A 13,814-nucleotide genomic window follows, 5' to 3' on the forward strand; every position below is an offset into this window, starting at 1 on the left:
AGTTTAAGTCGAAGCTCTTGAGCGGTTTTAGAATAAGTTCTTTGAAGAATATTTAATCTATCGTGTGCTTTATAAAAGCGCTTATGATACCAGTAGCTAGTATGTTTCTCTTTAAAGTCTTTTTCGAGCCTTGCAACGATTGTATGTGATCGTTTCAGATCTACTTTTGCTGGTAGAGGCAATACACGTAATAGTTTTTCAACCAATTTACTATGTGAATTATGTCCCACCCGTTTGAGCTTATTAACTCTTCCCATACAACGATTAAAATCTCGCCTATACGCATGCGTAATTCTATAGCCAGGTTCTGAAGCTAATTTTTCAATATTGTGAACTGCTGCTCTTGATTTTTTCACTTCGTTTGATGGGTATCTTGGTTCTTCGAAGTTAACTCTCATACCATGTACAACTAAAGGTAGTATTGAGGATGAGCTACTCTTTGTTTTATGCAAATTTATTGGTAGCTCCTTCTCCAGTAACATATTCGAGACTAATGTTAATGCATAATCGAATTGGAAGTTTGAAGTTTTAGACGAAATCGTAATATCATCTACTAGCCGAGTATAAGTTAATTGTTTACGTTTCAGTCGTGAAACTACTTTATGTTCCAAATCCCACAAACATAAAGCAGCGATATAACTAGATGTTAATGCACCTTGAATTAAAGTCCCTTTAAAGCAACATAACTTTGTTAAAGTTTGCGAAATCTCATCATTGTATTTAAAAAAGCGACTAAACATTTCAAAAACTAAATGAGCCGAAATATTATCAAAGAAATCTTTTATATCAATTTTCAATAAGCTTTTTGTAGAACAGTGCTGAGATGCGCAACTAACGTAATCTCTTGCTTTTATTAATTTACCATCAGAAGAGATTTCATTAGGTATACATCCATAAATATAATCTGGCCAAAGTACTATTTTCTTAAATATTCTTTTGTTGATTCTTCTTTGAATTTTTCTAATTTCATAATGAGGCTTATGAATTTTTCTAAGCGTACCATCGCTTTTCTCAACATGATCAATTACATACTTTTCATTATCACGAAGAGATAAGGCTGATGACAAATCTTTTTCGGATATATCCAATGCTGCACAAAGATTCTTTATATTAGAAATAGATTGGAAGGTACTTTTTTCGGGGATTAATCTGTCCATGAGTTAATCTGATATCCATATATACAAAAAAGGCTTAGTCAACTCATACTCTAGAGTAAAAGAAATAGTGATACATTCATCGAAAACATTTGGAAACTGCCACCATTTCTATAACTAAGCCTATCGTTCACGGCTACTCCTGGTTTCGAGGAGACGGAGGGTGTGGCCGAAGCACAAGCTTAACAAGTAACGTTAAGCGCTCAATTAAGAGCATTATCCAAACACTTTTTAATTCGATTGCAGCAAACTATGCGAAACGCATAGGCATTGTTTAATCTACTATCGTTATACGACTTTTACAATATGTATTCGACTAAATAAATTACTTAAGATAAATTCGTTAAAAAATAGACTTAAAAAAATTATATATTTTCAGTCGTCTCTATCTTTTAACTTGTTTAGTTTAGATGCACCTAGCTGAATCACACTCAGAATTAAGTCGCTAACTCCCGTTTTTATACGTTTTCTCTCTTGTATTAATATTTTTCAAACCATAAATCATTATATCCCTCAATAAATAGCTTTAACGTGCTTAACCATATAAAATTCGCGGCAATTAAATATGAGCGAAGTGAAGTTGTCATGAGTAGAAAGATTGAACTATTAGCCCCAGGCGGTGATGTAAACGCGGTAAAAGCCGCCATTGTAGCCGGTGCTAATGCGGTTTATTGTGGGTTAGATACCTTTAATGCACGTAACCGAGCGTCTAATCTTTCGTTTGATGAGCTTAACGGCGCACTTCGCCTAGCCCATGAATACGGCTGTGAGATTTTTTTAACGCTAAATGTAGTTATATTAGAGCACGAAATGGGTGCGCTATTTAAGCTATTAAATCAGCTAGTAAATACCACGCTCGACGGCATTATTGTGCAAGATTTAGGGTTATTTAATATAGTTAAAAAGCACTTTCCTACTTTACATATTCACGCATCAACTCAGTTAACTACGCATAACGAATCACAGGTTGAATTTTTAGCGCGCATTGGCGCTACGCGTGTAAATTTATCGCGCGAGCTTAACTTAACTGAAATTAAAATATTGACCGACGTAGCGCATAAATGCGACGTATTAACCGAAGTATTTGTGCACGGCGCATTATGTATTGCGTTTTCAGGGCAATGTTATTCAAGCTCAGTAAGTGTGGGTAACTCGGGTAATCGTGGTCGCTGCTCGCAAGCGTGTCGTGATGAATACGAGCCAACGGCGATGGGTAACAAACATCCGTTAAACTTAAAAGACAATTCAGCTTATTTTGATTTACCAGAGCTTGTAGCTGCAGGTGTTGACTCGTTAAAAGTAGAAGGCCGTATTAAAGGCGCTAACTACGTACATACAGTGATTGATAGCTGGCGCAAACAAATAGATACCTTTGTACAAACCGGTAACTTAATTGAAGACGACTCTAGCTTGTATAAAGTGTTTAACCGTAACTTTACTAATAAGTTTTTAACCGGCGACATGACCAAAAACATGTTTACCGATAACCCGCGCGACCATAGTTTTGATCACGCAAACGAAAAAAACAACGCAATTTCGGTCGTGCAAATTTACGATGCACAGCAAGAGCTTTCCACTCAAAAAAGTGAAATTGATTCGTTAGTTAAAAAGAAAATTGAATTTTTAGATATTTCAAAGCGCGAGCTTACATTAGAATTTTCAGGGCAATTAAATCAGCCATTCACTGTAAACATAATTATTGAAGATAAAAGCGATATTACGCTTTCGAATAAAAACGAAAAAGAGCCTCTACGCTTTGAAGTTCAATCGCAAATGCCTATGCAAACCGCCGATAAATCGGTTGTTGATATTGCAGCTATTGATAAACGCTTTAAAACCTTTAGTAATGCCAATTTTGAAATTAAAAATATGGATTACTCAAACTTAGGCAACAACTTAAGCATTCCGTTTAAAGAGCTTGCCCGTATTAAGAAGCAAGTCGCGTTTTTATTAAACGAAGGCAAAGACGTACTCGCCCCTGTTGAACTGCCAAAACTAGTAAACCACCCTAAAGCCGATAACAAAACAACACTCTCTATTTTAATATCGGACATAAAAGACGTTCACCTTTGTGATTTAACAAATGGCGATGTTTACTTTAAATTACCAGAGAGCTTTAGAACCGATAACGATAAATACATCAACGTATTTTTAGAGCACCCGCAGTTAATTCCATGGTTCCCGGCGGTGTTAATTGGTAAAGATTTTGAAGAAGCAGTGCGTTTGCTCGAGGTTGTAAAACCTAAGCTTATTATTAGTAACAACACAGGCGTAGCATTTAAAGCAGTGCAAATGGGTCTTGACTGGATTGCCGGCCCATTATTAAACACTACAAACTCTTATGCGTTACTAACACTACAAGAAGATTTAAACGCAAAAGGCGCGTTTATTTCAAACGAAATAAACAAACCACAAATGCGTAGTATTAAACGCCCTAACAACTTTAAAATGATGTACAGCATTTATCATCCAATACTAATGATGACCAGCCGTCAGTGTTTTTTCCAGCAAACCGTTGGCTGTAAAAAACCACGTATTGACGCAAGCTGTATGCTGAGCTGTAAAAAAGAAACAACCGTTACCAATGTTAAAGGCATTAGCTTTGCAATTGATAAACAAAAAGGCGGCTACCCGAGCATTTATAACCACGAGCAATTTTTAAATATGGATATTGTGACCGATTATGCCGACAAGTTTGACGAGTTTATGATTGATTTAACCGACATTGGCTCAGGCGATAAAGAAAAACTCGATAAAGCCGTGTTACTTGCGCATTTTCAGGATTTAATTAGCGGGCAAACACAAGCAGCTGATCAGTTAAATCACATGGTGAAAGTAAAAACACGTCAGCAATATGTTGAAGGCTTAAACAGCTAAGGTAAGTATTAAAATGACACTGCCATTATTATATTCATTACAACACTGCCCATATGCAATGCGTGCACGAATGGGTATTTTAATGGCAGAGCAACACGTGCTTCTACGCGCTATAAAAACTAAAAATAAGCCACCGCATCTTTTGCAAATATCGCCAAAAGGCACGGTGCCTGTTTTATTACTGCCGAATAATCAAGTTATAGATGAAAGCCTAGATATTATGCTGTGGGCTTTAAAGCAAAACGATCCGCATAATTTACTGCATACTCAAGACTCATTAGCACTTGAGCGCATGCTTGAATTAATTAAGCTAAACGACACGAAATTTAAACCAGTCCTTGAAAAGTACAAATTTTATGCTCGCACAAAAGACATGGCACAAATTTATTACCAAAAAGCCTGTGAAGAGTTTATTAAGCAATTTGAAGCAAAACTAACCACACATAAATACTTAATGGGCGATGAAAAAAGTCTAGCCGATTATGCTCTGCTGCCATTTATTAGACAGTTTGCCCGCGTAGATAAACACTGGTACTTACAAAGTGAATACACGCATGTAAGCGCATGGTTAAACGAGTTTTTGCACGCCCCCATGTTTACCAAAGTTATGACCAAATTTGATTTGTATATGGACTGCGGCGAAGAGTTTTTATACGGCGTTAAAAAACCTTAACTTAGCCTTTGTTTTATAGAAATTACATTGTCATAGCTAGCTACAAAGCTAAGCATTGAATTATTCTCATCATCGAATTTAAGCCCTTTATTTACGCTATAATGCCCTCCCCATTACTAACAAACGCTATGCATTATGAACTACTCAAACTTTGGCACTAAATTCACACAACCCAACGGCATTACTCAGTTAATGGAAGATTTAGGCGGTGCTAAAAACAGCAATAATCCTAATATTGTTATGCTCGGTGGCGGTAACCCCGCACTAGTACCACAAGTAAATGAGGTTTTTTTAAGTGAATTACAAAAACTCGTTGCCAGTAACAAGGTATCGCAAGTATTTGGCCTTTACGATGGCCCAACCGGTAACGACGAGTTTAGAGCTGCATTAGCAGGCCAGCTAAGTAAAGAGTATGCATGGGATATTAGCGCCGATAACATAGCACTTGGTAATGGCAGTCAAGCTAACTTTTTTGTGCTGTTTAATATGTTGGCAGGCGAAATGCCTGATGGCAGCCGCAAAAAGATTTTATTTCCCCTTGCGCCAGAGTATATAGGTTATGCCGATCAAGGTTTATCGGCTGATATGTTTGTTGCCATAAAGCCTGATATCGAAATTTTAAATACAGGCAGCACATCAAAACAGTTTAAATACGTAATTGATTTTAAAGCAGTTGAAAAAACACTAGCAAACGACAGCAGCATAAGCGCACTGTGCGTATCACGCCCTACCAATCCAACAGGTAATGTAATTACCGACGATGAAGTAAAACACCTTGATTTGCTTGCTAAGCAATATGGTATTCCACTCATTATTGATAACGCGTACGGCGATCCGTTCCCAGGTTGTATTTACACCGACGCAAACCTAACGTGGAACTCAAACATTATTTTATGTATGTCACTTTCAAAACTTGGCCTACCAGGTTTACGCAGCGGTATTGTGGTTGCAAACAATGAGATTATTAAAGCAATTGGCCGCGTAAATGGCAGTATGGTTTTATCGCCAAATAGTATTGGCCCAAGCTTAGTGACACGCTTAATTAACGACAACGAACTACTGCCACTGTGCCGCAATGTTGTACTGCCTTTTTATCGTAATAAAGCACACATAGCGATTGAATTGTTTGATGAAGTATTTGCCGAACTGCCTGTTTATTTGCACAAAGTTGAAGGCGCATTTTTTATGTGGCTGTGGTTTAAAGATGCAAAAATGACAAGCGAGGTGTTGTATCAAAAGCTTAAAGAGCAAGACGTGTATGTGATCCCAGGTCACAACTTTTTTATCGGCATTGACGATAGCTGGGCGCACAAGCACGAGTGTATTCGTATTAACTATGCTACCGATGCAACTACACTAAAAAAAGGCTTAGAAGCAATCAAAGCACTAATAAAGTAAATGCATTGATATTGTTATTAATAGCAATATCGGCGTTCGTCATTTAACTCGCGTCGCTTATACATTCTCTTGTAATTTACTGCATAAAATATTGTGCTTTTTTATGCGGTAAACATTAACTAAATTTTGAGACTTCGCGTGTAACCTCTACTCGCACCACTTATTCGTTTAAAATTCATGCAAACGCATTGTATCCCCTTTAAATTTATATATAAATTGGTATCCTACGCGACCTTTTTAATAGCAATTCGCTTAATTAAGTGATCTATTCTGAGGTGAGAAAATCGTGTCGATAACCAGGCAAAAATTTCGTTATTTAGTTATTCTATATCAGAAATTTTTAACGCAGTTAGCGTCAGATTTAATCCCTCAAATTGATTAAGTATTAATGCGGATTGGTATAACATATGCTGGTAAAAAAGAACCAGCCAAGAGGCGACATCGCTGCAGGGCACTTACTCTAAGTGGCAGCAATAACACAACAGGCATCGCGTATAAATATTGGTTTTAAACGTTAGATGTAACTTTAAATAGCAACATGCAATAGCACTATTAAGGTCAATTATGCGATTAGGACCAGGACTACTTGTCACCGCTGCCTTCATTGGACCAGGGACCATTACTACCGCCAGCGTGGCAGGTGCAAACTTTGGTTTTGCACTTATATGGACATTACTGTTTTCAGTAGTTGCCACTATATTATTACAATCTATGGCGGCGCGCCTTGGCGTTGCTACCGGGCAAGATTTAGCTCAAGCGCTCAGAGCACATATTCAAACGCCCTTATTTAAATCTTTAGCTATATTTTTAGTCATTAGCGCCATTGGTGTGGGCAGTGCAGCTTATGAAGCGGGTAACTTAAGTGGCGCTAGCATGGGGTTAATTGAAATATTCCCACAAGTTAACTCCCAACTATGGACACCACTTATTGCTTTTTTAAGTGCAGCTTTACTGTATAGCGGTAAACATAAAGTGGTTGAAAACGCGCTAATTTTACTCGTTATTTTAATGAGCTTAGTGTTTATCTCAACACTTGTAATGGCAGCCCCTTCACTGGGTGATGTATTTGCAGGTTTTATTCCTAGTATGCCTGAGGGTTCGATTACAACCATACTCGCTTTAGTTGGCACTACCATTGTGCCGTATAACTTATTTTTACACTCCGGCGTACTCGCTGCTAGACACGACAGTAACAGCGATATGCAAAAAGTGATTAAACAAACAAATGTTGATACAAGCCTATCAATCACTTTAGGCGGTGTGATCACTTTAGCTATTTTATCTACAGCTTCAGTTGCATTTTATGGCACCGATGCGGGGCAAATTAGTGCGGCCAATATGGCCGTGCAGCTAGAGCCATTGCTTGGTGACGCCGCTCATTACTTTTTTGCTATTGGTTTATTTGCTGCAGGTTTAACAAGTGCTATTACAGCGCCACTTGCAGGTGCTTACGCCGTATGTGGCATGTTAGGTTGGTCAAACGATATGGGTAACTCACGTTTTAAAGGCGTTGCTATTGTTATTTTATTGTTTGGTGCTGCGGTGGCGTCACTCGGTTTAGACCCTGTCGCGGTGATTATATTCGCGCAAGCGGCTAACGGGTTATTACTCCCTATTGTTAGCACCTACCTTGTATGGCTGGTTAATCAAAAAGGGGTTATGGGAAACTACACTAACTCTTTGGTGTTAAACCTGGTAACCCTACCCGTTTTAATCCTAATTTTTGGGCTAAGTAGCTACAAACTAATTAGTTTAATTTTTTAATTAAATTCTAAAGGTCATATTCAAAGGCCCCTGTTTACAATATACAGCGGCCTTTATTTATTAAACACTAAATAACGTATAAGCCGTATTTATATTCACACAGCTAACACGCTTTTTGGGTTTTAGTTGCCTTAACTAATTGCGAAAACGCCAAACCACCTACCGCGCCTGCAAGCAGTTGAGCATAAAAACCCCAGCCTCTTGCGCCCGCTATAATATGAATATTCATAATTGATTCAATGGCAATTAACACAATAGTAAATGCCACAATGCCCGCAATTACAAATATCTGAGTACTGTATTTTTGAACCTTTTTATTAAGCTTTACGGTAACAAAAAAAGCGATGGCAAGTGCTACGGCAATAATAGCGCCGTAGGTAGGTAATAGGCCTAACCAATCATCAAGCGTTAAACTAACGCGATCACTAAAGCCCACCACTACACCTACATTAACTAATTGATTGACAACGTATTGGCTATGAAACAAGCTAGCAAGTGTGAATGTAAGTAACCAAGAAACTAAAAATGAAGGCAATATACGTGTTAAAAACGACATGGTTATCTCAACTTAAAATAAAGCTTTTCTCTTATACTAGTTATGCTAGCAAAGGCTTGCTCCGTAAACAATGTATCTCTTTTTTTACTTTGCTTTCGCTTTTTTCGTTTTCTGTTAATGCAGATGCTACGTTACCAAAGGAGCAATACAGTACAAAAACACTGGCTACGCAATTACAGTCTCCGTGGAGCATGGTTGAACTACCAAACGGCACATGGTTAATTACAGAGCGTGATGGTCACGTAGTTATAGTTAAAAACAATGTGCAATCAAGAGTAAAATTAAACCTAACAGGTTTATACGTTGCAGGCCAAGGTGGTTTACTCGACATTGTATTATCACCAGATTATAACAACTCCAAAGAAATTATTTTTACTTATGCCCAAGGTGATGCAAGCGCAAACAGGCTTGTTGTTGCCAAAGCCACGTTTAATGGCACTGACTTTTCAAAGCCTAACGTTATTTATAAAGTAGCGACTGATAAAAACACACCACAACATTACGCTGGTCGCGCCCTTATCCTACCCGACAATACGTTATTAGTTTCAACGGGCGATGGTTTTGACTTTAGAGAGCAAGCACAAGTTATCACCAGCCAACTTGGTAAAATATTACGTATAAACCTAGATGGCACCATACCAACAGATAACCCATTTATTAATCACAAAAACCTAAATGCACATGCTGTTTACTCACTTGGTCATCGTAACCCTCAAGGCTTAGTTTATGATTACGATACGCAGCAAATTGTTAGCCACGAGCACGGCCCTGCAGGCGGTGACGAGCTAAACTACTTAACCGCTGGGACTAATTACGGCTGGCCGGTAATCACCTATGGCAAAGATTACTCGCAAGCGCGTATTTCACCATTTACCGAATATAAAGGCATGCAAAAACCAAGTGTTAATTGGACGCCATCAATAGCGCCATCAGGCATGGCGTATTACGGCTCTAAACATGCAGCGTTTCCCTCATTACAGCAACATGTGCTTATCACCACTCTTGTTGATAAAAAGCTCTACAGCGTTAATCTGGTAAGTGGTGAATTTACACAGTCTCACGTATTTCCTAAGGCTGCAGGCAGGTTAAGAGATGTGTTTATAACTGATAAAGGTAACGTCGCAGTATTAACAGACGGTAAAGAGGCAAAGCTAATGTTGATGACAGCAAACTAGTTCATAAAGCAAATAAAAGCCGCTGCGCTTTTAAAGTAAGTAGCGGCTTTAAATAAGCCACTTTGGTTAATTAAGTAATTTGATCAGTAAGATCAGGGGTTAACCCCTTTAGTTTTAAGATTAAGGTGAGCGTCTTTATTATGTTATTAATAACGTTCTTGTCTCCAATTACCTTTGCATATACTTACTGTGCTTGTTATTTACCCGATTCTAATTGCTGTCTCAATAATTCAATAAGTTGAGTGTTAAGCCCGGTAATTTCTGCTTCTAGCACCTTCACTTTAGCCTGCGACTCTTCATCATCTTTACTGCGTAATAATGCAGTTTCCTGTAGTAGTTTTTCTATCTTTTCTTGTATTTCAGCAATCTGTTCATCAATAGGGTCACCTTCTGATTGTGATGCCTGACTTGCATCTTCATTGCCTGATAATTTACGTAACGCTTCACGATTTTGATCTTCCAGACTTTTTTCTTTTCCTTCTTCGGATATATCCACTTGGTCACTTTGATCTGCTGCTTTGTGCACAGTCGCTTTTTCGGTTACTTCATCAGCTACCACCTTTAAAATTTGTTTTTGCGGGTAAGTTTCTAAAGGTTTAGAGGTTATGTGAACTGACATTTTATCCATTTTAATATTCCTTGTTCCGTCAATTATTGGTGGCCAGTAGTTAACTATAAATATAATGCTTTACCAAAAGCCAATTGTAATAGCTTTATTAGATTACACTTTACTCACAAGCTTGCCCATTGTTGTTTTAAACCAACAAGGTGAACAATACCAAAAGATAAACAAATAATAGAACTCCAAATCCAAAACTCAGGCGAACGCCCCATAGGGTTATTTATTAGAAAGAATCCAGCAACACCGCGGGCTAAATAAATAAAAGTTATTAATACAAGAGCTAGGCGGATGAATGGAAGTTTAAAAATAACACCTGCGGCTGAAAATGCATACAATGACCAAGTTGATAGAATCAGAACAATTACACTAGTAATAAGAGTTGGTTTAATACTTCCTTGCTCAGAAAGTAATGCCATTTGCTCTCCTGCACCGAAGAACCGATACCAAGAACCTCCAAAATAGATACAACCCAAATGCAAAGTTGCTACAACAGCACTTAATGTGCCTGCAATTATTAGAAAAACATTCATAGAGCGATAAAACCTCCGTGAGACATAACGAACCTGTAAATTAGCTGGTTTATTTATCTTGATAAACAAACCATAGCCGGGTTTCTACCAGGGTACAATCGATTGTTGAATGTTTACGCGCAACTAAACTAGACAGCCACTTTAATTGAACAAACAAAATCATTCCACTAGATTCACTTTTTAGGTTAAGAATTTATCTTTTATTACTCGGTTATTTACATTTCATCCATAAAAAACAAATTAGAACGCTTAAACTTAAATTCGGTTCATGAAAATGACTGCATAATGCAGTTGTGATTTATTACTGAATAGTTTTACTGAGTAGCTTACGTTTTATGCCAGTAGCTTTTCGCAGTTACTGATATTCGCTCGCCGCTTTCGGTTTAAGTTTTCACAATAACTTGCTTGTGAACTTGGCCTGCCGACTGCGCCATGAAATACACGCGTAAATTGTGTGGTGAGTTTTAACCAGTTTTCTGGGGAGATATTAACTCTTTCGAGTAAGGGTAAGTGTGTACTTTCAATATAACCGCGTTTGTCTTCTCGTATACAACGTCCTGTTAACTCAACAAGTTCAAGGTACGATTTAAGCTCAAACGGCAGCCCTTTTGGCATAATTTGACGTGGCATGCCTGCAAAGCGCAGTAGTTGTTTTGGTTGCTTGCCATCCTTTGCATACGTAAAACGCTGTTTGATGCTGGTATGGTCTGACTCTTCTGGGGTGTTAGCCATTTTGGCTCTAATGGGGTTTAAATCGACATACGCCATACAGGCCGCAAGGGCTGCTTCATCTAATAATGCTTGAGACGTAAATCGTCCCTCCCAAAAACGGCCAGTGCAGTTATCTTCTTTATTTGCTCTGCGAGCAATGTTTTCATTTAACAACCGCATAAACCAGCTAATACTTGATAGGCGCTCGCGGTATTGTTTTACTGTTTGATTAAAAAAGATAAGTTCAGCTTTACTTAGCTTTTCACCCTGTATGTATTTTTGCGTAAGTACAGTGCCTTTACACAGCTTGTGCCAGCGAATAACAATCGCTTTATCATTCAGCCTATTCGCTTTTTTGTCATCAACATACAACACTAAGTGCGTATGATTGCTCATGACAGCATAAGCACAGACGTCAATACAAAATACCTTAGCTAACTCAAGCAGTTTGTCTTCAACCCAGCCTCTACGATGCTCGTAGGATTGACCTGTAAAGTGATCTTCCCCACATAAAAATGCACGGCGAACGCAACGTGATATGCAATGGTAGTACTTTGTATCAACCAAACTTACTTGACGCTTTCTTGCGATTGCCATAAGACACCCTGCTTATTTTTTGCACTAAACAAAGCGTAGTGCTTTGCTCATAAAAGTGCAAAATTTAGAGTGAGTGTCTAGTTTATGGTTTTTGACCCCTGTAGTCGTCAATTTATTCATGCCTTTATTCACCGTAATATTCCGCTTTTTATTTAAAGGAAAGCCGGTTCGATACAGCCGAGCCGTTTGCCATTCTTTAATAAACAGCTGTCGTCGACCTATGGGGCTGTCTATTTTTACTTTCATTTTGTCTACATAGCTCAGCTTTTTGGGTGATTCATTATTTATAATAATTCACTCTTCATGCTGTTTTTGTTGGCTTTTTTTGTAATAATTAGGATGGGTGTCATCCTAATTTTCGTTGTTAAAAATAAAATATTTATCATTATTACTACATGTAGGCAAACTATAATGTTCGGTATTATTACTAACATATTCTTCTTTATTATTTCCACAACGCCCTTTAATTGCTACACCAAATTCATGTATAAGTAGCTCGGATAGCGCCAAAGAGTCTTCGTCCTTAAAGAAGTTATATAATTTTAAAGATATAAACTGCTTATGTTTATTAATTTTATTCTTTACAACTTCAACCAATTCCATTATGAAGAGTAATTGTGTCTGTTTAGCCTCGTAACTATCTTCATCTAATAATTCAGTCCCACTAATATCATTCCCTAACAATTCCATACAAACTTGCTGGATAGTTCTTACTCTGATCTGTGAAATATCTACATTTTTAAAAAGAAGAGAAGAGCTTGAAGTTACCTTAAGAAAATATTCAACTGTATGTCTTACTGCAGTGCTTGGTACAATAAAGAGAACTTTCAACTTTGGTCTGTCTGATATTGATTTTAGAGCCTTTAACACTAAACAAATTGTCTTTCCTGAGCCCGCAGGCCCGTGTAATCTAGCTGGTAAATTCCAATCAGTATTCACAAAAGATGACTGCCTATCGGACAAAAGCTCAAATGGATCGTCTCTGCCAAGTAAAACTGTCGTATTTAACAAATCATTCTTATCTAAATTAACTGCACCATGGCTTACCGACTCAGCTACAGCTTTTCTTGCCCCAACAATATTTTTAAAAAGTTCGACACTAAAAATCCCATCAAGAGCTTTTTTAAGTATACCAACATCACACTCTTCTTTATTTTTTGCCCCTGAACTTTTTCCAAATTTATATATTAATAAATGTTTACCTTTATACTTTCTTTCTTTATTAGCTTTATTCTTAAATGGAGAAAGTTCTATTACAACTTTATAGGAACTTCCATTTTTGTTAGGGAACGGAAAAACGATACCTTTTGTGGAGTCTAAAGGAATCATTTCAGAACTGCTATAAGATAAGCTGTCCCAATATTTTATACAGAATCTTAATGCTTTTTGTATACTAGTAACTTTCATTCCATCATCTACATCATTGAAAGTAACAGATTTGAAGTCTAACGTTACAGTATTCCGTTCAAGAGCATACCTGTCATCATCATGGAGAATATATAAACCATTTTCTTTTATTATATGATTAATTGGAAGATCTGTTCTTTCAAAGTCAGGTAAATACCCATTAGCTAAATCTACAATAATAGATGAATTTTCGAAGTCTAAGCTTTGTAACGTTCTTGCTTGAATGATTGTTTTAGTTGCTTCATAACTAAGACAGATAAAATCATATTTCATTAAGTTTTCCTTTTAAGATATCCGATGCTTCTTTTTCTATATCTTCAGTTCCAATACGGCTATAAAAACTAGAAAAC

11 protein-coding genes and 1 pseudogene are annotated in these 13,814 nt (G+C 37.4%); 5 read left to right on the forward strand and 7 right to left on the reverse strand.

Annotated elements, in window-relative coordinates:
• On the reverse strand, window positions 1-1,157 hold a 1,157-nt coding region (locus CXF76_RS01395), incomplete at its 3' end, for a reverse transcriptase family protein (RefSeq protein ID WP_101162868.1).
• Window positions 1,158-1,739: 582 nt separating this feature from the next.
• Here CXF76_RS01395 and CXF76_RS01400 point away from each other — a divergent pair.
• The 4 genes from CXF76_RS01400 to CXF76_RS01415 all read left to right on the forward strand — a co-directional run bounded on the left by CXF76_RS01400 (window position 1,740) and on the right by CXF76_RS01415 (window position 7,866).
• Window positions 1,740-4,031: a peptidase U32 family protein gene (locus CXF76_RS01400; RefSeq protein WP_101162877.1), complete on the forward strand. Its 2,292-nt coding sequence runs from the start codon at window positions 1,740-1,742 to the stop codon at window positions 4,029-4,031.
• Between the two features lie 13 nt (window positions 4,032-4,044).
• Window positions 4,045-4,704 (forward strand): glutathione S-transferase, encoded by a 660-nt coding sequence (locus CXF76_RS01405; protein ID WP_101162869.1) that lies wholly within the window; start codon window positions 4,045-4,047, stop codon window positions 4,702-4,704.
• Window positions 4,705-4,839: 135 nt separating this feature from the next.
• Complete coding sequence (locus CXF76_RS01410; RefSeq protein ID WP_101162870.1) at window positions 4,840-6,102, forward strand: valine--pyruvate transaminase; 1,263 nt, start codon at window positions 4,840-4,842, stop codon at window positions 6,100-6,102.
• A gap of 564 nt (window positions 6,103-6,666) precedes the next feature.
• Complete coding sequence (locus CXF76_RS01415) at window positions 6,667-7,866, forward strand: Nramp family divalent metal transporter (RefSeq protein WP_024589155.1); 1,200 nt, start codon at window positions 6,667-6,669, stop codon at window positions 7,864-7,866.
• A gap of 103 nt (window positions 7,867-7,969) precedes the next feature.
• Here CXF76_RS01415 and CXF76_RS01420 read toward each other — a convergent pair whose 3' ends face one another.
• Window positions 7,970-8,422, reverse strand: coding sequence for a hypothetical protein (locus CXF76_RS01420; protein ID WP_101162871.1), 453 nt, complete (start codon window positions 8,420-8,422; stop codon window positions 7,970-7,972).
• Here CXF76_RS01420 and CXF76_RS01425 point away from each other — a divergent pair.
• Window positions 8,407-9,597, forward strand: coding sequence for a PQQ-dependent sugar dehydrogenase (locus CXF76_RS01425; protein ID WP_101162872.1), 1,191 nt, complete (start codon window positions 8,407-8,409; stop codon window positions 9,595-9,597). The genes CXF76_RS01420 and CXF76_RS01425 overlap by 16 nt on opposite strands.
• Window positions 9,598-9,793: 196 nt before the next feature.
• On the opposite strand, the gene CXF76_RS01430 is transcribed toward CXF76_RS01425, so the two are convergent.
• From CXF76_RS01430 to CXF76_RS01445, 5 genes and pseudogenes are all read right to left on the reverse strand, one after another.
• Entirely contained in the window at window positions 9,794-10,216 is a 423-nt protein-coding gene (locus CXF76_RS01430) for a hypothetical protein (RefSeq protein WP_232785078.1), read from the reverse strand.
• A 113-nt stretch (window positions 10,217-10,329) separates the two neighbouring features.
• Window positions 10,330-10,749: a hypothetical protein gene (locus CXF76_RS01435; protein ID WP_101162874.1), complete on the reverse strand. Its 420-nt coding sequence runs from the start codon at window positions 10,747-10,749 to the stop codon at window positions 10,330-10,332.
• A gap of 333 nt (window positions 10,750-11,082) precedes the next feature.
• Window positions 11,083-12,057: a transposase gene (locus tag CXF76_RS01440; RefSeq protein WP_101162875.1), complete on the reverse strand. Its 975-nt coding sequence runs from the start codon at window positions 12,055-12,057 to the stop codon at window positions 11,083-11,085.
• A gap of 96 nt (window positions 12,058-12,153) precedes the next feature.
• Window positions 12,154-12,345, reverse strand: a pseudogene (locus CXF76_RS20900) (hypothetical protein); the annotation flags it as partial.
• A gap of 63 nt (window positions 12,346-12,408) precedes the next feature.
• Window positions 12,409-13,737 carry a hypothetical protein gene (locus tag CXF76_RS01445; RefSeq protein WP_101162876.1) on the reverse strand — a complete coding sequence of 443 codons (1,329 nt, stop codon included), beginning with the start codon at window positions 13,735-13,737 and terminating at the stop codon, window positions 12,409-12,411.
• Window positions 13,738-13,814: the final 77 nt, after the last annotated feature.

Origin of the sequence: Pseudoalteromonas sp. 78C3 (assembly GCF_002836695.1) — a bacterium.
GTDB classification, from domain to species: Bacteria; Pseudomonadota; Gammaproteobacteria; order Enterobacterales; family Alteromonadaceae; genus Pseudoalteromonas; species Pseudoalteromonas arctica.